Source organism: Citrobacter sp. Cpo103 (genome assembly GCF_030332605.1).
GTDB lineage: Bacteria > Pseudomonadota > Gammaproteobacteria > Enterobacterales > Enterobacteriaceae > Citrobacter > Citrobacter portucalensis.
On record NZ_JAOWHO010000034.1, the window covers coordinates 59,754 to 80,628 of the forward strand.

Annotated in this window: 19 protein-coding genes and 1 tRNA gene; 11 read left to right on the forward strand and 9 right to left on the reverse strand. The window is 52.7% G+C overall.

The features are described from left to right. Positions 1-52: 52 nt before the first annotated feature. Together OGX89_RS15850 and xni are read left to right on the forward strand one after the other, a co-directional pair. Complete coding sequence (locus OGX89_RS15850) at positions 53-1,420, forward strand: L-serine ammonia-lyase (RefSeq protein WP_003034070.1); 1,368 nt, start codon at positions 53-55, stop codon at positions 1,418-1,420. A gap of 169 nt (positions 1,421-1,589) precedes the next feature. Then, positions 1,590-2,345: a flap endonuclease Xni gene (gene xni / locus OGX89_RS15855; RefSeq protein ID WP_063940943.1), complete on the forward strand. Its 756-nt coding sequence runs from the start codon at positions 1,590-1,592 to the stop codon at positions 2,343-2,345. 76 nt (positions 2,346-2,421) lie between these two features. On the opposite strand, the gene fucO is transcribed toward xni, so the two are convergent. Beyond that, entirely contained in the window at positions 2,422-3,570 is a 1,149-nt protein-coding gene (gene fucO / locus OGX89_RS15860) for a lactaldehyde reductase (RefSeq protein ID WP_126956657.1), read from the reverse strand. 11 nt (positions 3,571-3,581) lie between these two features. Further along, the gene (fucA, locus tag OGX89_RS15865) at positions 3,582-4,229 is read right to left on the reverse strand and encodes an L-fuculose-phosphate aldolase (protein ID WP_003825656.1); all 648 of its coding nucleotides are present in this window, start codon (positions 4,227-4,229) and stop codon (positions 3,582-3,584) included. A gap of 563 nt (positions 4,230-4,792) precedes the next feature. On the opposite strand from fucA, the gene fucP reads away from it, so the two are divergent. From fucP to fucR, 5 genes are all read left to right on the forward strand, one after another. Further along, entirely contained in the window at positions 4,793-6,103 is a 1,311-nt protein-coding gene (fucP, locus tag OGX89_RS15870; protein ID WP_008785696.1) for an L-fucose:H+ symporter permease, read from the forward strand. A 31-nt stretch (positions 6,104-6,134) separates the two neighbouring features. After that, complete coding sequence (gene fucI, locus OGX89_RS15875) at positions 6,135-7,910, forward strand: L-fucose isomerase (RefSeq protein WP_003825648.1); 1,776 nt, start codon at positions 6,135-6,137, stop codon at positions 7,908-7,910. Between the two features lie 107 nt (positions 7,911-8,017). Then, positions 8,018-9,436 carry an L-fuculokinase gene (fucK, locus tag OGX89_RS15880; protein ID WP_126956655.1) on the forward strand — a complete coding sequence of 473 codons (1,419 nt, stop codon included), beginning with the start codon at positions 8,018-8,020 and terminating at the stop codon, positions 9,434-9,436. Position 9,437: 1 nt separating this feature from the next. Continuing rightward, entirely contained in the window at positions 9,438-9,860 is a 423-nt protein-coding gene (gene fucU, locus OGX89_RS15885) for an L-fucose mutarotase (RefSeq protein WP_048215640.1), read from the forward strand. 57 nt (positions 9,861-9,917) lie between these two features. Next, positions 9,918-10,646, forward strand: a complete 729-nt coding sequence (gene fucR / locus OGX89_RS15890) for an L-fucose operon activator (RefSeq protein WP_003825642.1) — start codon at positions 9,918-9,920, stop codon at positions 10,644-10,646. A gap of 35 nt (positions 10,647-10,681) precedes the next feature. Here fucR and rlmM read toward each other — a convergent pair whose 3' ends face one another. The 4 genes from rlmM to OGX89_RS15910 all read right to left on the reverse strand — a co-directional run bounded on the left by rlmM (position 10,682) and on the right by OGX89_RS15910 (position 13,699). After that, positions 10,682-11,782, reverse strand: a complete 1,101-nt coding sequence (gene rlmM / locus OGX89_RS15895; protein WP_063940941.1) for a 23S rRNA (cytidine(2498)-2'-O)-methyltransferase RlmM — start codon at positions 11,780-11,782, stop codon at positions 10,682-10,684. Continuing rightward, the gene (locus OGX89_RS15900; RefSeq protein WP_003034037.1) at positions 11,775-12,170 is read right to left on the reverse strand and encodes a DUF423 domain-containing protein; all 396 of its coding nucleotides are present in this window, start codon (positions 12,168-12,170) and stop codon (positions 11,775-11,777) included. Before OGX89_RS15900 ends, rlmM begins: the two co-directional genes overlap by 8 nt. A gap of 18 nt (positions 12,171-12,188) precedes the next feature. Continuing rightward, positions 12,189-13,106: a glycine cleavage system transcriptional regulator GcvA gene (gcvA, locus tag OGX89_RS15905; RefSeq protein ID WP_003034035.1), complete on the reverse strand. Its 918-nt coding sequence runs from the start codon at positions 13,104-13,106 to the stop codon at positions 12,189-12,191. 365 nt (positions 13,107-13,471) lie between these two features. After that, a complete protein-coding gene (locus OGX89_RS15910) occupies positions 13,472-13,699 on the reverse strand; it encodes a YgdI/YgdR family lipoprotein (RefSeq protein WP_003825635.1) in 228 nt (75 codons plus the stop codon). Between the two features lie 192 nt (positions 13,700-13,891). Between OGX89_RS15910 and csdA the strand changes: the two genes are divergently transcribed. Both csdA and csdE read left to right on the forward strand, forming a co-directional pair. Then, positions 13,892-15,097, forward strand: a complete 1,206-nt coding sequence (csdA, locus tag OGX89_RS15915; RefSeq protein WP_126956653.1) for a cysteine desulfurase CsdA — start codon at positions 13,892-13,894, stop codon at positions 15,095-15,097. Further along, positions 15,097-15,543 carry a cysteine desulfurase sulfur acceptor subunit CsdE gene (gene csdE, locus OGX89_RS15920; protein ID WP_126956651.1) on the forward strand — a complete coding sequence of 149 codons (447 nt, stop codon included), beginning with the start codon at positions 15,097-15,099 and terminating at the stop codon, positions 15,541-15,543. The genes csdA and csdE overlap by 1 nt, the downstream gene beginning before the upstream one ends. Positions 15,544-15,620: 77 nt before the next feature. On the opposite strand, the gene tcdA is transcribed toward csdE, so the two are convergent. After that, entirely contained in the window at positions 15,621-16,427 is an 807-nt protein-coding gene (gene tcdA / locus OGX89_RS15925) for a tRNA cyclic N6-threonylcarbamoyladenosine(37) synthase TcdA (RefSeq protein ID WP_003825630.1), read from the reverse strand. Positions 16,428-16,535: 108 nt separating this feature from the next. Next, positions 16,536-17,633, reverse strand: coding sequence for a murein transglycosylase A (gene mltA / locus OGX89_RS15930; protein WP_115454812.1), 1,098 nt, complete (start codon positions 17,631-17,633; stop codon positions 16,536-16,538). Between the two features lie 205 nt (positions 17,634-17,838). Here mltA and OGX89_RS15935 point away from each other — a divergent pair. Next, positions 17,839-17,915: transfer RNA gene (locus tag OGX89_RS15935), tRNA-Met, on the forward strand. Between the two features lie 74 nt (positions 17,916-17,989). Here OGX89_RS15935 and amiC read toward each other — a convergent pair. Next, positions 17,990-19,243, reverse strand: coding sequence for an N-acetylmuramoyl-L-alanine amidase AmiC (gene amiC, locus OGX89_RS15940; protein ID WP_003034016.1), 1,254 nt, complete (start codon positions 19,241-19,243; stop codon positions 17,990-17,992). A 234-nt stretch (positions 19,244-19,477) separates the two neighbouring features. Here amiC and argA point away from each other — a divergent pair, with 234 nt between their 5' ends. Next, on the forward strand, positions 19,478-20,809 hold the full coding sequence (gene argA, locus OGX89_RS15945; protein WP_003034012.1) for an amino-acid N-acetyltransferase: 1,332 nt from the start codon (positions 19,478-19,480) through the stop codon (positions 20,807-20,809). Positions 20,810-20,875: the final 66 nt, after the last annotated feature.

A 20,875-nucleotide genomic window follows, 5' to 3' on the forward strand; every position in this document is an offset into this window, starting at 1 on the left:
TCCCCTGCGCCGCTCCTCGGGGCGGCGCACCTCGATACACAATGGACGCCTCATGATTAGCGTATTCGATATTTTCAAAATCGGCATTGGCCCTTCCAGCTCCCACACTGTTGGCCCGATGAAAGCAGGCAAACAATTCACGGATGACCTGATTGCACGCGGAATTCTCACTGACGTAACCCGCGTAGTGGTTGATGTCTATGGCTCTTTATCTCTGACGGGGAAAGGTCACCATACCGACATCGCGATTATTATGGGCCTGGCGGGTAATCTGCCGGATACCGTAGACATTGATGCCATTCCGTCCTTTATCCAGGATGTGAATACTCATGGGCGTTTGCTGCTGGCAGACGGTCAACATGAGGTCGAGTTCCCGGTCGATAAGTGCATGAATTTCCATGCGGACAATCTGTCCCTGCACGAAAACGGGATGCGCATTACCGCACTGGCGGGCGAAAAGGCCATTTACAGCCAGACTTACTATTCCATTGGCGGTGGGTTCATCGTTGATGAAGAACATTTTGGTTTACCGAACAACTCTCCGGTAAACGTGCCATATCCGTATAAATCCGCAGCTGATTTGCAACGTCATTGCCAGGAAACCGGCCTGTCGCTTTCCGGTCTGATGATGCAAAACGAACTGGCGCTGCACAGCAAAGAAGAGCTGGAACAGCACTTTGCTAACGTCTGGGAAGTGATGCGTAGCGGGATTGAACGCGGCATCACCACCGAAGGTGTATTGCCGGGCAAACTGCGCGTTCCGCGTCGTGCTGCTGCGCTGCGCCGCATGCTGGTCAGCAGCGACAAAACCACCACCGACCCGATGGCGGTTGTTGACTGGATCAACATGTTCGCGCTGGCCGTGAACGAAGAAAACGCAGCCGGTGGACGCGTGGTGACTGCACCAACCAACGGTGCATGCGGGATTGTTCCTGCCGTACTGGCGTATTATGACAAGTTTATCCGTGAAGTGAACGCTAACTCGCTGGCACGCTACATGCTGGTCGCGAGCGCCATTGGTTCACTGTACAAGATGAACGCCTCTATCTCTGGTGCCGAAGTCGGCTGTCAGGGTGAAGTTGGCGTCGCCTGCTCCATGGCAGCGGCTGGTCTGGCTGAACTGCTGGGCGGTAGCCCAATGCAGGTATGCATCGCGGCAGAAATCGGTATGGAACACAACCTGGGTCTGACCTGCGACCCGGTTGCCGGCCAGGTTCAGGTACCGTGCATTGAGCGTAATGCCATTGCTTCGGTTAAAGCGGTGAACGCTGCACGTATGGCGCTGCGCCGTACCAGTGAACCACGCGTGTGCCTCGATAAAGTTATCGAGACCATGTACGAAACCGGTAAAGACATGAATGCCAAATACCGCGAAACCTCTCGTGGTGGTCTGGCGATGAAGATTGTCACCTGCGATTAATTCTCAGCACATTTTCGTATCTGTAGGCCGGATAAGGCGCTCGCCGCATCCGGCTTTTATTACCTGCTGGCGCTTCGCTTATCAGGCTTTCGGATAGCGCTCTTTCGCAATGCTCGTCTCCACTCGTCGTGAATGTTACCCTACAGACTAATTTGTTAGGGAGAACACCGTGGCCGTCCACCTGCTCATTGTTGATGCACTGAATCTCATCCGCCGTATTCACGCAGTACAGGGCTCCCCCTGCGTGGAGACATGCCAGCACGCGCTCGATCAGCTGATTGTGCACAGTCAACCCACGCACGCCGTGGCGGTATTTGATGACGAAGCGCGTAACAGCGGCTGGCGTCACCAACGGTTACCTGACTACAAAGCCGGTCGCCCGCCGATGCCTGACGATTTACACCAGGAAATGTCCGCCTTACGCGCCGCTTTTGAACAGCGCGGCGTCTGCTGCTGGGTATCCAGCGGGAATGAAGCCGATGATTTAGCCGCCACTCTGGCGGTGAAAGTTAGCCAGGCGGGACACCAGGCGACTATCGTCTCAACCGATAAAGGCTACTGTCAGCTACTCTCCCCAACGCTGCGGATTCGCGATTATTTCCAGAAACGCTGGCTGGATGCGCCGTTTATCGAGAAAGAGTTCGGCGTACTGCCGCAACAACTGCCAGACTATTGGGGACTGGCCGGGATCAGCAGTTCTAAAATACCGGGGGTTGCCGGTATTGGTCCTAAAAGCGCCACACAACTGCTGGCACAGTTTCCAACGCTGGAGGCGCTGTATGAACATCTGGATGACGTACCGGAGAAATGGCGCAAGAAACTCGAAGAACATCGGGAGATGGCGTTTTTGTGCCGCGATATCGCGCGGCTGCAAACGGACTTACATATCGACGGAAACCTACAGCAGCTACGGCTGGCGCGGTAGTCTTATTTCCGGATGGCGCTGCGCTTATCCGGCCTACTTATCGTACAACCCTGTAGGCCAGATAAACGCCAGGTGATTACCAGGCAGTATGGTACAGCTCAACGATATCCCCAAGGCTCGCTTCACGCGGATTTCCCCCGGTACAAACATCGTCAAATGCGGCTTGCGCCAGCGCAGGAATATCCTCTTTACGGACGCCAACATCGCGTAGATGCAGTGGGATACCTACATCGCGATTAAGGGCGAAGACGGCATCCACCGCCGCTTTGCGTGCATCTGCCAGCGTCAGTCCTTCAACCTTAACCCCCATTACCCGGGCAATATCGCGGAATTTTTCCCCGGTGAATTCGGCGTTATAGTGCATCACGTGCGGCAGCAAAATGGCATTCGCGACGCCGTGCGGCGTGTTGTAGAACGCGCCTAACGGGTGTGCCATACCATGCACTAATCCCAGACCTACGTTGGAGAAACCCATCCCGGCAACGTACTGGCCCAGAGCCATCGCTTCCCCCGCCTGGCTGTCGCCCGCAACGGAACCGCGTAATGACCCGGCAATAATTTCGATGGCTTTAATGTGCAGCGCATCGGTAAGCGCCCACGCAGCCCGCGTGATGAAGCCTTCAATGGCATGAGTCAGTGCATCTACGCCAGTAGCCGCTTTTAATGCAGCAGGCATGCCGTCCATCATGTCAGCATCAATGAACGCCACCTGCGGGATGTCATGTGGATCGACACAAACAAACTTACGCCGATTCTCTTCGTCAGTGATCACGTAGTTAATGGTCACTTCCGCCGCCGTTCCCGCAGTGGTTGGGATAGCCATAACTGGCACGCTCGGGAAGCGTGTCGGCGATAACCCTTCAAGGCTGCGTACATCCGCAAACTCTGGGTTATTGTTAATAATGCCAATCGCTTTACAGGTATCCTGCGGGGAGCCTCCACCAATGGCGACCAGATAGTCTGCGCCGCTTTGCTGAAAGACACTCAATCCTTCCTGCACTACCGCAATGGTTGGATTAGGAATAACGCCTGAATAGATTTCCCATGCCAGACCTGCAGCATCCATTCGGGAAGTCACCTTCTCAACAACGCCGCACTGCACCAGATTTTTATCAGTCACAATCAACGCTTTGCGATAACCACGACGAATAACTTCATCGGTTAATGCGCCAACAGCGCCCCGGCCAAACCATGCCGTTTCGTTCAGAATCATTCTGTTCGCCATCGTTTTATCTCCTATTCCTCAATACGCAATCCGTATGTTTTGAATTTTTCCAGCACAATAGCGATAGCCTCATCATCCAGTACCGGAACCGGATCGGTAATCGCCAGCGTGCTGAGATAAAGCTGCGCCAGCACTTCCACTTCATGCGCTAACCACAGGGCTTTTTCCAGATTTTCTTCGCAGGCGATCAGTCCATGATGCTGCAACAGCGTTGCTTTTCGGTTTTTCAGCGCTACCGCAACGTGCTCGGAAAGCTCACGCGTGCCAAACGTCGCATATGGCGCACAGGGAATTGAGTTACCGCCAGCCGCCGCAATCATGTAATGGATTGCCGGGATTGGCCGGTTGAGAATAGAAACAGCAGTACAATGCACGGCATGATTATGGACCACCGCCTGAGCATCGGGACGCGTCTGATAAGCGGCCATATGGAACCGCCACTCGCTGGAAGGTAATTTCCCTTCTTCGTGCTGCCCCTCAGCATTGATGTACACTATGTGGGATTCGGTGAGTTTGTCATAGGGAATACCCGTCGGGGTAATTAACATCCCGTCCTGGTAACGCACACTTACATTACCCGCAGTCCCCTGATTCAGCCCCAGACGGGTCATTTCCAGGCAGGTATTGATAATCTGCCGTGCCAGCGTATTTCGTTCCATTACTTACCTCTCTCAGTGAGTCAAAATGCGACAACAGAACATTGCTAATACCTCGACGCTCTGTTGATTTAAGCGGGTATTTGCTAACTATCATCATGCTGAATAAAGAGAAGGGAATTTTTAGCACTGGATTTTGTGATGTTCATCAACTAATAACGATGAATAAAAACATGCAAGCATAATATTACAATTGCAAAATGTCCGTTCTTAATAAAACCATTGTAAAACGGTCATTTGCGAATAAATTGTTACCATTGCCCGTTTTCCACTTAACTAATTAATTCGGGCATTATCCCTGTGGCTTTTTAATTTATTTTCCTCAAACGGTCATTGTTTTAAAGAAATTAAAGTGATGATAATCACATAAACCCACACCCTGAGCATAAATGTGACCACCATCATATTAATGGCCGGTTTTTATTTGAAAATGAATTCATGAGTTCATTCATGAAGGCCAATTTTATCTGGCAGGTTACCGGAACTCACCTGGATTAGCAGGTTGGTAAAAATCACCAATCGTACTCTTAAGCTGTTGAACATGCTTATGAACTGATGAGGATGCTATGGGAAACACATCAATACAAACACAAAGTTTTCATGCGGTAGAGCGGGGGCAGACAAAAAATTATGTCATTCCCTTCGCGTTACTCTGTTCACTGTTTTTTCTTTGGGCGGTTGCCAATAATCTTAATGACATTTTATTACCACAATTTCAGCAAGCATTTACATTAACAAACTTTCAGGCTGGTCTGATTCAATCTGCTTTTTATTTTGGTTATTTCGTCATTCCAATCCCAGCCGGGATCCTGATGAAAAAACTAAGTTATAAAGCAGGAATTATTACCGGATTATTCTTATATGCCATCGGTGCAGCATTATTCTGGCCAGCGGCTGAGGTAATGAATTACACCTTATTCCTGATTGGCCTATTTATTATTGCGGCGGGCTTAGGTTGTCTGGAAACGGCTGCCAACCCTTTTGTAACCGTACTGGGCCCGGAAAGCGGTGGTCACTTCCGATTAAATCTCGCGCAAACTTTTAACTCATTTGGTGCCATTATTGCGGTTGTTTTTGGGCAAAGTCTTATTTTGTCTAATGTGCCACATCAATCTCAAGACGTACTCGATAAGATGGCACCAGAACAGCTAAGCGCCTACAAGCACAGCCTGGTGTTATCGGTTCAAACCCCTTATATGATCATCGTCGCGGTGGTTTTGCTGGTCGCCCTGCTGATCATGTTTACCAAGTTTCCGACCCTGCAAAGTGACGATCACAGTGACAACGCTCAGAGTTCATTCTCCGCGTCCCTTTCCCGCCTGGTGCGCATTCGCCACTGGCGTTGGGCGGTACTGGCGCAGTTCTGCTACGTCGGTGCACAAACTGCCTGCTGGAGCTACCTGATTCGCTACGCAATCGAAGAGATCCCAGGCATGACGCCAGGTTTCGCCGCCAACTACCTGACCGGCACCATGGTGTGCTTCTTTATCGGTCGTTTCTCCGGCACCTGGCTTATCAGTCGCTTTGCGCCGCATAAAGTGCTGGCCGCATATGCCCTGCTTGCCATGATCCTGTGCCTGATTTCCGCCTTCACCGGTGGCCAGATCGGCCTGCTGGCCCTGACGTTGTGCAGCGCATTTATGTCGATTCAGTACCCAACCATTTTTTCTCTGGGGATCAAAAATCTGGGACAAGACACCAAATACGGCTCGTCTTTTATCGTCATGACTATCATTGGCGGCGGCATTGTGACCCCGGTGATGGGCTTTGTCAGCGATGCCGCTGGCAATATCCCGACCGCTGAACTGGTCCCGGCGCTTTGCTTCGCCATCATCTTTATTTTTGCCCGCTTCCGTTCACAAACGGCAGCCAACTGAATATTTATCCGAATAACGTGAGGAATCTGTGATGAAAAAAATCAGCTTACCAAAAATTGGTATTCGCCCGGTTATTGACGGACGTCGTATGGGTGTACGTGAGTCGCTCGAAGAGCAAACCATGAATATGGCTAAAGCTACCGCAGCGCTTATCACTGAAAAACTTCGTCATGCCTGCGGCGCACAAATTGAATGTGTGATTGCCGATACCTGTATCGCCGGCATGGCAGAATCCGCGGCCTGTGAAGAAAAATTCAGCAGCCAGAATGTTGGCGTGACGATTACAGTTACCCCATGTTGGTGCTACGGCAGTGAAACCATCGACATGGATCCGATGCGCCCGAAAGCGATCTGGGGCTTCAACGGTACGGAACGTCCGGGGGCGGTTTACCTGGCCGCCGCACTGGCAGCTCACAGCCAAAAAGGCCTTCCTGCCTTCTCCATCTATGGTCATGACGTACAGGATGCAGACGACACTTCTATCCCTGCCGATGTTGAAGAAAAACTGCTGCGTTTTGCCCGTGCCGGTTTAGCGGTTGCCAGTATGAAAGGGAAAAGCTACCTGTCTGTCGGTGGAGTATCAATGGGCATCGCCGGTTCTATCGTCGACCATAACTTCTTTGAATCCTGGCTGGGTATGAAGGTGCAGGCGGTTGATATGACCGAGCTGCGTCGTCGCATTGACCAGAAAATCTATGATGAAACCGAGCTGGAAATGGCGCTGGCGTGGGCGGACAAAAACTTCCGCTACGGCGAAGATCAGAACGCACAACAATATAAGCGTAACGCAGAACAAAGCCGCGCGGTGCTGAAAGAAAGTCTGCTGATGGCTATGTGCATTCGCGACATGATGCAGGGTAACAAAAAGCTGGCAGACAAAGGTCTGGTCGAAGAATCCCTGGGCTATAACGCGATCGCCGCAGGCTTCCAGGGCCAGCGTCACTGGACCGATCAATACCCAAATGGCGATACCGCCGAAGCGTTGCTCAACAGCTCCTTTGACTGGAATGGCGTTCGTGAACCGTTCGTTGTCGCGACAGAAAACGACAGCCTGAACGGCGTGGCGATGCTGTTCGGCCATCAACTCACCGGCACGGCCCAGGTCTTTGCCGATGTGCGCACCTACTGGTCGCCAGAGGCGGTTGAACGCGTCACGGGTAAACCACTGACCGGTCTTGCTGAGCACGGCATTATTCACTTGATTAACTCCGGTTCTGCGGCACTGGACGGTTCCTGCAAACAGCGCGACAGCGAAGGTAAACCGACCATGAAACCACACTGGGAAATCTCGCAGAAAGAGGCGGATGAATGCCTGGCGGCAACCGAATGGTGCCCGGCTATTCACGAATACTTCCGTGGGGGCGGTTACTCATCTCGCTTCCTGACTGAAGGCGGTGTGCCGTTCACCATGAGCCGTATCAACATCATCAAAGGGTTGGGGCCGGTGCTGCAAATCGCGGAAGGCTGGAGCGTGGAGCTGCCGAAAGATATGCACGACCAGCTTGATGCGCGTACCAACTCCACATGGCCAACCACCTGGTTTGCTCCGCGCTTAACCGGCAAGGGCCCGTTCAGCGACGTCTATTCCGTCATGGCTAACTGGGGCGCTAACCACGGGGTGCTGACGATTGGTCACGTAGGTGCGGACTTTATCACTCTGGCTGCCATGCTGCGTATCCCGGTGTGCATGCACAACGTGGAAGACGAGAAAATTTATCGTCCTTCCTCCTGGGCCGCCCACGGTATGGATACGGAAGGTCAGGATTACCGCGCTTGTCAGAACTACGGTCCGCTGTATAAGCGTTAAACATCGAGCGATTGCCTGATGGCGGCGCGGCCTACGAAGCACACGGTTTTGTAGGCCGGATAAGGCGAAGCCGCCATCCGGAAATAGGTAATCTCCCAGGAGCAATTATGAAACAAGAGGTTATTCTGGTTCTCGACTGTGGCGCGACCAACGTGCGGGCCATTGCCGTTGACCGACAGGGAAAGATTGTCGCCCGCGCAGCGACCCCGAACGCCAGTGACATCGCCGCAGAAAACAGTGCCTGGCACCAATGGTCGCTGGAGGCCATTCTGCAACGCTTTGCCGACTGCTGTCAGCGGCTTTCCTTACAACTGGCCGCCTGCCAAATTCGCGGGATCGCCGTCACCACCTTCGGCGTGGATGGCGCGCTGGTGGATAAGAACGGAAAACAACTGTATCCGGTGATCAGCTGGAAATGCCCACGTACCGCAGCGGTTATGGAGAATATCCATCGCTACATGTCACCGCAGCAACTGCAGGAAATCTCCGGCGTTGGGGCGTTTAGCTTCAATACGCTGTACAAACTGGTATGGCTGAAAGAGAACCACCCGCAATTACTGGAACAGGCGCACGCCTGGCTGTTTATCTCGTCGCTTATCAACCAACGTTTAACCGGCGAGTTCACAACTGACATCACCATGGCGGGAACCAGCCAGATGCTGGATATCCAGCAACGTGATTTCAGCCAGGACATTTTGCAGGCAACAGGCATACCGCGTCGCCTGTTTCCGCGCCTGGTTGAAGCAGGCGAACAAATTGGAGTACTGCAACGCGAGGCCGCCAACCAGCTCGGACTTCCAGAGGGTATTCCGGTCATCTCTGCCGGACACGACACACAGTTTGCGCTATTTGGCGCAGGCGCCCAACAGGATGAACCGGTACTCTCTTCCGGCACATGGGAAATTCTGATGGTGCGCAGTGCGCAGGTAAACACCTCCCTGCTCAGCCATTATGCGGGCTCCACCTGTGAGCTGGATAGTCAGGCTGGGCTTAACAATCCCGGAATGCAGTGGCTGGCCTCCGGCGTGCTTGAATGGGTTCGAAAGCTGTTATGGACCGAGGACACGCCCTGGCAAACGTTGATTGATGAAGCTCGGGATATTCCCGCTGGTGCCGAAGGGGTGAAGATGCACTGCGACCTGCTGGCCTGTCAGAATGCGGGCTGGCAAGGGGTTACCCTCAATACTACCCGTGGGCACTTTTATCGCGCCGCGCTGGAAGGACTGACAGAACAGCTGCAGCGGAATCTGCAAACGCTGGAAAAAATCGGCCATTTCCAGGCCACTGAACTGCTATTAGTTGGCGGGGGCAGCCGCAACATCTTGTGGAACCAAATCAAAGCGAACGTTCTCGGGATCCCTGTCAAAGTGCTGGATGATGCCGAAACTACCGTGGCAGGCGCCGCAATGTTTGCCTGGTCAGGCATCGGGGAATTTACCTCCCCGGAGCAGGCGCGCGAACAGGTGCGCTATCAGTACCGTTACTTCTATCCGCAAACCGAATCCGAACTCACAGGAGTCGAGTAACATGCTTAAAACGATATCTCCCTTAATTTCCCCCGACTTACTGAAAGTGCTGGCCGAAATGGGACACGGCGATGAGATTATCTTTTCCGATGCCCACTTCCCGGCCAACAGCATGGGGCCGCAGGTCATCCGCGCTGACGGTCTGCTGGTCAGCGATCTGCTGCGGGCGCTTATTCCGCTATTTGAACTGGACAGCTACGCCCCACCGCTGGTGATGATGGCTGCGGTTGAAGGTGACACTCTCGATCCTGACGTTGAGGCTCGCTATCGTCAGGCACTTTCATTACAGACCCCCTGCCCGGACATCACGCGTATTGACCGCTATGCCTTTTACGAACGAGCACAAAAGGCGTTTGCGATCGTTATCACAGGAGAGCGGGCAAAGTACGGGAATATTCTTTTAAAAAAAGGGGTAACGCCGTAATCTCTGGTCAGAATGCCCGTCAGGTACGGGCATTCATCATTAGATGAGGATCAGAACATGAAAGCGGCGCGCCAGCAGGCAATCGTAGATCTGCTTACTAACCACAAAAGCCTGACAACCGAAGCCCTGGCTTTGCAGCTTAACGTCAGCAAAGAGACCATCCGCCGCGATCTCAGCGAGTTACAGACCCAGGGAAAAGTGTTACGCAACCACGGTCGGGCCAAAGTTATTCACCGGGAAAATCAGGACAGCGGTGACCCATTTCATATTCGACTCAAAAGCCACTATGCACACAAAGCGGATATCGCCCGTGAAGCGTTGGCATGGATCGAAGAAGGTATGGTAATTGCCTTAGACGCCAGCTCTACCTGCTGGTATCTGGCGCGACAGTTACCGGACATCAACATTCACGTTTTTACCAACAGCCAGCCCATCTGCCAGGAATTGGCTAAACGTGAACACATTCAGCTTATCAGCTCCGGCGGTCGTCTTGAGCGCAAATACGGTTGCTACGTTAATCCCTCGCTTATCTCGCAGCTAAAACCACTCGAGATTGACCTGTTTATTTTTTCCTGCGAAGGGATCGACAGCGACGGTGCGCTCTGGGACTCAAATGCAACCAACGCAGACTTCAAATCCATTCTGCTTAAGCGTGCATCGCAGTCTTTATTACTGATCGATAAAAGTAAATTTAATCGTTCGGGAGAGGCCAGAATTGGGCATCTGGATGATGTGACGCATATTGTTTCAGATACACAGCTGATTGAAGCAATCCAGGCCGAATAGGGCGATTACGCCGCCATCCGACCTGGGTTGTAGCCTTATCGCTCGTCGCGACGACCGCCGACGGCAGCCCACAGACGACGTACGTGAACGGTTACTTCTTCACGGTCATGATACAACTGACGCGCCTGAATCTGGGCATTTACACCATGTTCATCAAGCTGGGTCTGAATGTAAGCCAGGTTCTGCGATACCTCTTCGTAGCGTTTTTTCATCGGCAGCTTGAGGTTGAAGATCGTCTCACGACACCAGCCGTTGACCAGCCATTGTGCCATCAGCGCGGCAACCTTCGCCGGCTTCTCCACCATGTCACAGACCATCCACGAAATGTTGTTGCGATTCGGACGGTACTTAAATCCGTCTTCACGCAGCCAGGTGACCTGTCCGGTATCCATCAGGCTTTGCGCCATCGGGCCGTTATCCACGGAGTAAACCCACATGTTGCGTTTAACCAGCTGATAGGTCCATCCGCCCGGGCAGGCGCCTAAATCCACCGCATACATCCCGTTCGCCAGACGCTCATCCCATTCATCGGCAGGGATAAACACGTGCAGCGCTTCTTCCAGCTTGAGCGTTGAACGGCTCGGCGCATCGGCTGGAAACTTCAGACGCGGAATCCCCATGTAAAACGGTGAGTTATTGTCAGGCCAGGAATAGCCGGTATAACAACAGCCAGGGGCGATAAAGAAGACGTGAACCACCGGACGCTTTGGCGTTTCATACTTTGCCAGTACGCCCGCTTCGCGCAGCGCTGCACGCAACGGTACGGTAAATTTACGGCAAAATTTAACCAGCTCTTTGCTTTCATTGGTGTCGGCAACTTCTACTCGCAGATCGCCACCCTTTTCCACCACGCCCTGCAACATGCCAACGATCGGCGTAATGCGATCTTCCGGCGGTAAGTATTGCAGCAACTCGCCCACCACAAACATTTGACGAGCAAAAATCAGCGAACTAAACGGCAGCTCTTTCACTAACTTTTCAGCATCGTCCTGCTGATAGCATTCGAAGATGACGTAACCCGCATTGTCTTTCACGCGGGCAAAACCGAAGATTTCCCGGCGTCCTGCTTTATCCGTAATTTCTGCGGCGCACTCTTTTTCAAAACCTGGGCGACACAACAATACAACCTTATTCATGGCTAACGCCCTTACGTTTCAATCGAATAGCGCCCACTAACATCAGCGCCCAGCCTACGAGGAAGCTGAAGCCGCCAACAGGGGTAACAAACGCCCACAGGCGTAAATGAGAGAGCGCGAGACAATACAGGCTGCCGCTAAACAGCACTGTACCTAATGCCAGAAACACGCTACTCCAGTAAAACCAAATACTAATGCGCCGTTGCATGGCGACGGCCAGGCCAAAGATAGCCAGCGTATGAAACGCCTGATACTCAAGGCCGGTCTGAATCCACCCCATTTCAACAACACCGAGGGTTTTACTCAGAACATGTGCCCCAAAGGCGCCCAACGCCACAAAAATAAAGCCACTTACGGCGGCAAAAATCAGCATAAAACGGCTGGTCATTTGAATACCCTACGTAAATTATTGTTCATAACGAAAGCGGAATTTTTCTTGTTCCGTGGCCGCTTTCGCCAGAATCCACTGACGGAAGGCGGCTATTTTACCCAGTTCTGCCTGACTGTCATGACAAACCAGATAAAATGCGTTTTTGCTGACCAGAACATCGTTAAACGGACAGACCAGACGTCCGGCTTCAATTTCGGACTGCGCCATGACGTTGTTAGCCAGCGCGATCCCCTGTCCATGGATTGCAGCCTGTAGCACCATGGCGCTATGGCTGAAGATAGGTCCTTGCTGTACGTTGATATGATTCAGGCCAAGCTGGCGCGTATAGGCTTGCCAGTCTCGTCGCGACGCATCATGCAATAAAGTGTGTTTTGCCAGGTCGTCCGGTGTCTTTAGCGGTTTATCACCGGTAAGCAACAGCGGAGAGCAGACCGGCAATAAATATTCTGCGTACAATTTTTCCACGCGCAGACCCGGCCAGTTGCCACGTCCGTAGAAAATCGCCACATCAACATCATCAGCCAGTTTGTCTTCCTGACGGTCCACCGCCTGGATCCTGACATCGATTCCCGGATAAGCTGAGTTAAAGCTAGAGAGTCTGGGCACCAGCCATTGGATCGCAAAACTGGGCAATAAACTCACGGTAAGCGCACCTTTTGCACTGCGTGCCTGAAGTTTACGCGTCGCGTCGGTTAATTGCGAAAAAATCTCTTTAATGTCGAGAAAGTAGCTTTGACCTTCTTCCGTTAACAGCAAAGATCGATTGCGTCGACGAAACAGTTTTAGCCCCAAAAAATCCTCAAGTGACTTGATTTGGTGACTTACTGCGGCCTGCGTCACAAAAAGCTCTTCTGCTGCGCGAGTAAAGCTTAAATGACGCGCTGCAGCATCAAAAACACGTAACGCATTTAAGGGTGGTAATCGTTTTGACATGACTTTTAGGCTTTGATGTTAAATGAATTTAACAATTAGCTAACAGGCTGTAACCTATTAGTTTTTTTTATCTGAGCCATTATAAATTGTCCGTTGAGGTTCTACCAGCAAATACCTATAGTGGCGGCACTTCCTGAAGCCGGAACGAAAAGTTTTATCGGAATGCGTGTTCTGGTGGGCTTTTGGCTTACGGTTGTGATGTTGTGTTGTTGTGTTTGCAATTGGTCTGCGATTCAGACCATGGTAGCAAAGCTACCCTTTTTCACTTCCTGTACATTTACCCTGTCTGTCCATAGTGATTAATGTAGCACCGCCAAATTGCGGTGCTTTTTTTTGACCACGTTTCGTCGATGGCCGACCTGCTATTATTGCTCCAGTTCTACCATCTCTTTCACGTCAGTACGGTTAATCTGCTGTTTGTTGCCGTTAGCGTCTTTATACGAAATCATCCCCGTCTCATTATCGGTCTGTGGTTTACCATCAGCTACGATTGATCGGCCATCATTGGTGTGCATCACGTAATTCGAACCAGAACAGGCGCTCAGGGCAAAAGTCAGCATACAGGCAGAAATTATGGCGGCAGTCTTTTTCATCTTCTTCTCCTTAAAGCGATTTATGCTATTAAAAACATACTCCGTAACAGGCAAAATTGTTCGCCTAACGCTATTTAGCATAAGACACTGAACGGGCTTTGCCAGGATATCCAGAGTATTCCGATGGTTAGCACAACCCTTGTATCAATGCCCTTTTTGCGCCACGATCGGTTTACTGAACTGAGGAATACCATGAACGCTTTTAACCCCGCGCAGTTTCGCGCACAATTTCCCGCACTCAACGATGCTGGCGTTTATCTCGACAGCGCTGCTACGGCGCTGAAGCCGCAGGCGGTCATTGAGGCAACCCATCAGTTTTATAGCCTGAGTGCCGGGAACGTCCATCGCAGCCAGTTTGCTGAAGCCCAGCGCCTGACCGCTCGCTATGAAGCCGCGCGGGAAAAAGTCGCACACCTGATTAATGCGTCGGATGACAAAACCATCGTCTGGACCCGCGGCACAACGGAAGCGATCAACATGGTTGCCCAAAGCTATGCGCGTCCACGCCTTCAACCGGGTGATGAGATTATCGTTAGCGCAGCGGAACATCACGCCAACCTCGTTCCCTGGCTGATGGTCGCGGAGCAAACGGGGGCTAAGGTCGTCAAACTCCCACTCAACCCCCATTTATTGCCAGACGTTGAGCGCCTCACGCAGCTCATTACCCCGCGCAGCCGCATTCTGGCGCTCGGGCAAATGTCGAACGTCACTGGTGGCTGCCCGGATCTGGCCCGCGCCATTACGCTCGCCCATGCGGCTGGCATGGTGGTGATGGTTGATGGTGCCCAGGGAATTGTGCATTACCCTGCCGATGTACAGCAGTTGGATATTGATTTCTATGCGTTTTCAGGCCACAAGCTATATGGCCCCACCGGTATTGGCGTGCTGTACGGTAAGCCGGAACTGCTGGAAGCCATGTCTCCCTGGCTTGGGGGCGGTAAGATGATTAGCGAAGTCAGTTTTGACGGTTTCACCACTCAGCCCGCACCATGGAAGCTGGAAGCCGGTACGCCTAACGTTGCAGGCGTTATCGGGCTAAGCGCGGCGCTCGAATGGCTGGCGGACGTCGACGTTGCACAGGCCGAAAACTGGAGCCGGGGTCTGGCGACGCTGGCAGAAGATGCCCTGGCGAAACGCCCTGGCTTTCGTTCCTTCCGCTGCCAGGACTCCAGTCTGTTAGCCTTTGATTTCGCGGGTGTTCATCACAGCGATATGGTCACTCTGCTGGCCGAATATGGCATTGCGCTGCGCGCGGGGCAACACTGTGCACAGCCTCTGCTGGCGGAACTTGGCGTATCCGGAACACTACGCGCCTCATTTGCCCCTTATAATACCCAAAGCGATGTGGATGCGTTGGTCGCAGCCGTCGACCGCGCGCTGGAAATATTGGTGGATTAATGACAAGCCCTCTGTTCGCCGGACACCCGTTTGGCACAACCGTAACCGAAGAGACGTTACGCAATACCTTTATCCCGCTTACTCAGTGGGAAGATAAATATCGCCAGCTGATTCTGCTGGGTAAGCAGTTGCCGGCGCTTCCGGATACGCTAAAGGCGCAGGCCAAAGAAATTTCGGGCTGCGAAAACCGCGTCTGGCTGGGGCATACTCTTCATGAGAATGGCACTCTGCATTTCTTCGGCGACAGCGAAGGTCGAATAGTACGCGGGCTGTTGGCGGTATTACTCACGGCGGTCGAAGGTAAAACCGCAGCCGAGTTACTGGCGCGTTCGCCGATGGCGTTATTTGACGAACTGGGTTTACGCGCGCAGCTCAGCGCCTCGCGTAGCCAGGGGCTGCATGCTCTAAACGAGGCGATTCTCGAGGCGGCCCAGAAAGTCGGATGACGACGCAGATACGTCTTATCCGGCCTACAACACTGCACGAACCGTAGGTCGGATAAGCATAGCGCCATCCGACACAATCAGGCCTGACGCGCGGCCTTCGCCATCATCTTCTTCAGCGCATGGGAGACAGCAACAAAGCCAAAGGTGGCTGTCACCATGGTAGCCGCGCCAAACCCGGACGCGCAATCCATACGCTTCGGCCCTTCCGCCGTCGCTTTCATAGCACATACCGAGCCATCCGCCTGCGGGTAAACCAGCGCTTCGGTCGAGAACACGCAGTCCACGCCCAGCTTGCCTTTGCTGTTTTTCACCACGCCAAAATCGCTTTTCAGCCGCTCACGCAGCTTGGCCGCCAGCGGATCCTGGATGGTTTTTGCCAAATCAACGACCTGAATCTGCGTAGGATCGATCTGTCCGCCCGCACCACCGGTGGTCACCAGCGGAATTTTGTTACGCCGACAGTACGCGATCAGTGCCGCTTTTGGGCGCACGCTATCAATCGCATCGATGACGTACGAAAATCCTGCATTCATATATTCAGCAACGTTATCTGGCGTAACAAAATCATCGACCACGTTCACCCGGCACTCCGGGTTAATTTGTCGGATACGCTCCGCCATCACTTCAGCTTTTGCCAGACCGACGTTATCACGCAGCGCATGGATCTGGCGGTTTGTATTGGTGACGCACACATCATCCATATCAATGAGTGTGATAGCGCCAATACCGGTTCGCGCCAGCGCTTCCGCCGCCCATGACCCTACTCCGCCAATCCCAACCACGCAAACGTGCGATTGGGCAAACAGCTGCAACGCATTTTCGCCATACAGACGTGCCGTACCACCAAAACGTTGGCGCCAGGCATCGCTAATAACCACAGACATAGAACCTCAAATTCATTAATACCGAGCAGTCTGACTACCTGATGTCGGCTACGCCTTATCAGGCCTACTCAATAATGTAGGCTTGATAAGCGAAGCACCATCCGGCAATTAACCGCTGAACACGTTACCCGCACCCGGCGCTGTTTTTAGTACCCATACGCGACCGTAGTGATTATACCACCCGGCACGGTGTCCGGCGTCAGCGCCAATACCCTGATAGATGTCGAAGTGTTGCCCTTTAATAGCCCCACCCACATCTAACGCCACCATCAGGCGCAGTTCGTACTGGCCGGTAAACTTGCCGTTATTGTCCAGTAACGGGACTTCCGCCAGTAACGTTGTGCCCGCAGGAATGATACTACGGTCAGAAGCTACGGACGCGCGGCCAATCAGCGGCACCGCGCTGGCCCCTTTCACCGGAGCAAAAGATTGCGGTTTAAAGAAGACAAACGATGGGTTCTGCTCCAGCAGCTCACGCACTTCGGCTTCGCTGTGCGTCTCACCCCAGTGGCGAATAGCCTGCATCGACATATCTTCTTTTTTCACTTCGCCACGGTCGATAAGCACTTTACCGATACTGCGATAGGCGTGGCCATTTTTCCCGGCATAGCTAAAGAAGTTGAGCGGGCTGCCATCGCCAAAATCGATGTAGCCACTGCCCTGAACATCCATAATGAAGTTATCCATCAGGGAGTTGCTGTATGCCAGAATATAATTGTCGCTTAGCGCGCCCGCGTAGATCTCGGCACGAGAGGGTAAGCGCCCACGTTTTGGCGGCATGCGATAGATAGGATACTGAAACTCGCCCTGGCGCGTATGGCGCGCCTGGATAACCGGTGTGTAGTAACCGGTAAACTGGACGTTACCGTAGTTGTCCGCCCCTTCCATTTGCCAGGCATCAATACCAAACTGGCGCATACTGCGCGTATCACCGCCCGCACGTAACCATTGCTGGATAGCGTTGTAGACGTTGCTCTGGTTGCCGTACAAACGTGGCGAAGCGCTGCGAATTTGATTAACCTGCTCGGCGAAATCACCGGCATTGATTGGCGCGCCAACCGCATCAGGCTGGTTCACCAGTGAGAAAGGCTGGGTAAATTTCCCGTCTTTATACTGCTGCCCACGATCGGTGGGTTTTGAGGAACACGCGGCGAGCATCGCGACTACAGCTCCCGCCAGAAGATATTTTGCCCAACGTCCTTTCATTGTTCTCGTCTTATGTTGCCTGAATGCGAGACGAAGATAACAAACCCCCGAACCTAATGAAATGCGTATACATACCCGAACGCAAATTTTGAGCAAAAAATAATCCAGAATGCGTTGTTTTTGTTCATTTTCACCCTAAAAACGTGATCAAGGTGAAAAAAGGGTTGCATGAAAATGCGAGCAGAGTATAGTGCGCATCCACGGACGCGGGGTGGAGCAGCCTGGTAGCTCGTCGGGCTCATAACCCGAAGGTCGTCGGTTCAAATCCGGCCCCCGCAACCAACACATTAAACACCTTAACGGGTGTTTTTTTGTTTCTGTTGCCCATAAAAAAAGCGCTTTTCAGCGCTTTTTTGTTATCCCCTTCTCGCCAGCGTCGCCCCATCGGCAAAGTAGGCTTTAATCCCTGCCAGAATCGACTCTGCAACTTCCTGCTGGAAGGTCGCCGTTTTGAGTTTACGCTCTTCCTCAACGTTACTGATAAATGCCGTTTCGACCAGAATAGACGGGATATCTGGCGCTTTTAGTACCGCAAACCCGGCCTGTTCAACCTGATTCTTGTGCAGATTGTTGATTTTGCCAAGCTTGTTCAATACCGCTTTACCAAACTTCAGGCTGTCGGCGATGGTCAGCGACTGCACCATATCGAACATGGTGTGGTCGACGTAGCGGTCACCGCTCTTACTGACGCCACCAATGAGATCCGAGGCGTTCTGGGTCTGCGCCAGATATTTCGCGGCGGTACTTGTCGCGCCTTTGGTCGAGAGCGCAAACACCGACGAACCGCTGGGTTGTCGACTGGTAAAGGCATCGGCGTGAATAGAGACAAACAGGTCAGCACGCTGCTTCTGCGCTTTCGCCACGCGGACTTTAAGCGGAATGAAGATATCTTCATTTCGTGTCATAAAGACCTTCATGTTGCCCTCTTTCTCTATGAGGGCTCGCAGGCGGCGGGCAATCTGCAGCACCACATCCTTTTCACGCGTCTTGTATTTCCCCACCGCACCGGAGTCTTCTCCGCCGTGGCCCGGATCCAGCATAATGACAATGGGACGATCGCGCCCCGCTTTACCCGGCTGTGGGCCACTTTGTGCAGGTGGCACCTGTTTATCCAGATCGCCCTTGTTGTAATCTTCCAGCAATGCCAGCAGCGGGTCCTGAACGTCCTGGGCATTCGCGGGATAGAGATCCATCACCAGACGTTCTTTAAAGCCTGCCACCGGAGCCAGCGCGAAAAGTTGCGGCTTCACATTCTGTTTCAGCTCGAACACCATCCGCACGGTCTTTGGATCAAACTGGCCAACGCGCGCAGACTTAATATACGGATCGTCAGGACGAATCTGCGTCCCAATGCCCTTGAGCACCGAGTTCAAATTAACGTCTTCAATATCCACAACCACACGCTCAGGATTACTCAGGGCAAACTGTTTGTATTTCAGCAGACGGTTAGATTCTACCGTGACGCGAGTGTAGCTGGACGCAGGCCAGATACGGACGGCAACGACCTGACTCACGGCCGCCAGACCCACCTGGCTGACGCTCAAAAGCCACATAGCACCCGCACCTTTCAATAAACGGCGGCGACTGATTGCTGAATTGGATCCCGACATGCTTCTCCCGAGCAAAGAAATCTTTTTTAGAGGTAATACGTAAAACGTCCGAATTGACCGGAAACTTTAGCGAATGACGCATAATCTGTCATCTATAAAAGGGTAAACATTCTTTTTATATTCACGGCATTACTGAGAAAAATCTTCGGCATGGGTAAAAATTACGCTTGCGCACAGCGCAAAAACAGAATAAAAATACACAAATTACGAATAATCATGCAATGAGGGTGTGCCGTGGTGAAGGAGCGTAGAACCGAACTGGTACAGGGATTCCGCCATTCTGTTCCCTATATCAATACCCATCGGGGAAAAACGTTTGTCATTATGCTGGGCGGCGAAGCCATCGAGCATGAAAATTTTTCCAGTATCGTCAATGACATTGGTCTTCTTCATAGCCTCGGCATCCGCCTGGTCGTGGTCTATGGCGCACGACCGCAGATTGATGCCAATCTTGCGGCGCATCATCATGAGCCGGTGTACCACAAAAATACACGCGTTACCGACGCTAAAACGCTGGAGCTGGTCAAACAGGCTGCGGGTTTACTTCAGCTTGATATTACCGCCCGCCTGTCGATGAGCCTGAATAATACGCCATTGCAGGGTGCTCACATCAATGTGGTCAGCGGTAATTTTATTATCTCTCAGCCGCTGGGCGTTGATGACGGCGTAGATTACTGCCATAGCGGGCGTATTCGTCGTATTGATGAAGATGCCATTCACCGCCAGTTAGACAGTGGCGCAATTGTGCTGATGGGCCCGGTTGCCGTTTCCGTCACCGGTGAGAGCTTTAACCTGACGTCAGAAGAGGTCGCCACGCAGTTGGCTATCAAACTGAAGGCCGAGAAAATGATCGGCTTTTGCTCCTCTCAGGGTGTCACCAACGATGACGGCGATATTATTTCCGAGCTGTTTCCTAACGAAGCTCAGGCTCGCGTTGAGTTGCAGGAAGAGAAAGGCGATTACAGCTCCGGCACGGTGCGCTTCCTGCGTGGGGCAGTGAAGGCCTGTCGCAGTGGCGTACGCCGCTGCCATCTGATCAGCTATCAGGAAGATGGTGCATTGCTGCAGGAACTGTTCTCCCGCGACGGGATCGGTACGCAGATCGTGATGGAAAGCGCCGAGCAGATCCGTCGCGCTACCATTAACGATATCGGCGGGATTCTGGAGCTTATCCGCCCGCTGGAGCAACAAGGTATTCTGGTTCGCCGCTCGCGCGAGCAGTTGGAAATGGAGATCGACAAATTCACGATTATTCAGCGTGATAACCTGACCATCGCCTGTGCCGCTCTGTACCCTTTCCCGGAAGAGAGAATTGGCGAAATGGCGTGCGTGGCAGTGCATCCGGACTACCGTAGCTCGTCACGCGGGGAAGTGTTGCTGGAACGAATCGCCGCGCAGGCCCGGCAAATGGGGTTGAGCAAGCTGTTTGTGTTAACCACACGCAGCATCCACTGGTTCCAGGAGCGCGGCTTCACGCCGGTGGATATCGACCTGCTGCCGGAAAGCAAGAAAGAGATGTACAACTATCAGCGGCGGTCAAAAGTGCTAATGGCGGATTTGGCATAGGAGTGGTTGCCGGATGCGGCATAACAGCCTTATCCGGCCTACATCGCTGGCACATTTTTTTAGGCC

Bases quoted from the DNA above. Each gene is read 5' to 3' on its own strand.
- OGX89_RS15850 (WP_003034070.1), top strand. From the start codon at position 53: ATGATTAGCGTATTCGATATTTTCAAAATCGGCATTGGCCCTTCCAGC.
- fucO (WP_126956657.1), bottom strand. From the start codon at position 3,570: ATGGCGAACAGAATGATTCTGAACGAAACGGCATGGTTTGGCCGGGGC.
- fucA (WP_003825656.1), bottom strand. From the start codon at position 4,229: ATGGAACGAAATACGCTGGCACGGCAGATTATCAATACCTGCCTGGAA.
- fucP (WP_008785696.1), top strand. From the start codon at position 4,793: ATGGGAAACACATCAATACAAACACAAAGTTTTCATGCGGTAGAGCGG.
- fucI (WP_003825648.1), top strand. From the start codon at position 6,135: ATGAAAAAAATCAGCTTACCAAAAATTGGTATTCGCCCGGTTATTGAC.
- fucK (WP_126956655.1), top strand. From the start codon at position 8,018: ATGAAACAAGAGGTTATTCTGGTTCTCGACTGTGGCGCGACCAACGTG.
- fucU (WP_048215640.1), top strand. From the start codon at position 9,438: ATGCTTAAAACGATATCTCCCTTAATTTCCCCCGACTTACTGAAAGTG.
- fucR (WP_003825642.1), top strand. From the start codon at position 9,918: ATGAAAGCGGCGCGCCAGCAGGCAATCGTAGATCTGCTTACTAACCAC.
- rlmM (WP_063940941.1), bottom strand. From the start codon at position 11,782: ATGAATAAGGTTGTATTGTTGTGTCGCCCAGGTTTTGAAAAAGAGTGC.
- OGX89_RS15900 (WP_003034037.1), bottom strand. From the start codon at position 12,170: ATGACCAGCCGTTTTATGCTGATTTTTGCCGCCGTAAGTGGCTTTATT.
- gcvA (WP_003034035.1), bottom strand. From the start codon at position 13,106: ATGTCAAAACGATTACCACCCTTAAATGCGTTACGTGTTTTTGATGCT.
- OGX89_RS15910 (WP_003825635.1), bottom strand. From the start codon at position 13,699: ATGAAAAAGACTGCCGCCATAATTTCTGCCTGTATGCTGACTTTTGCC.
- csdA (WP_126956653.1), top strand. From the start codon at position 13,892: ATGAACGCTTTTAACCCCGCGCAGTTTCGCGCACAATTTCCCGCACTC.
- csdE (WP_126956651.1), top strand. From the start codon at position 15,097: ATGACAAGCCCTCTGTTCGCCGGACACCCGTTTGGCACAACCGTAACC.
- tcdA (WP_003825630.1), bottom strand. From the start codon at position 16,427: ATGTCTGTGGTTATTAGCGATGCCTGGCGCCAACGTTTTGGTGGTACG.
- mltA (WP_115454812.1), bottom strand. From the start codon at position 17,633: ATGAAAGGACGTTGGGCAAAATATCTTCTGGCGGGAGCTGTAGTCGCG.
- amiC (WP_003034016.1), bottom strand. From the start codon at position 19,243: ATGTCGGGATCCAATTCAGCAATCAGTCGCCGCCGTTTATTGAAAGGT.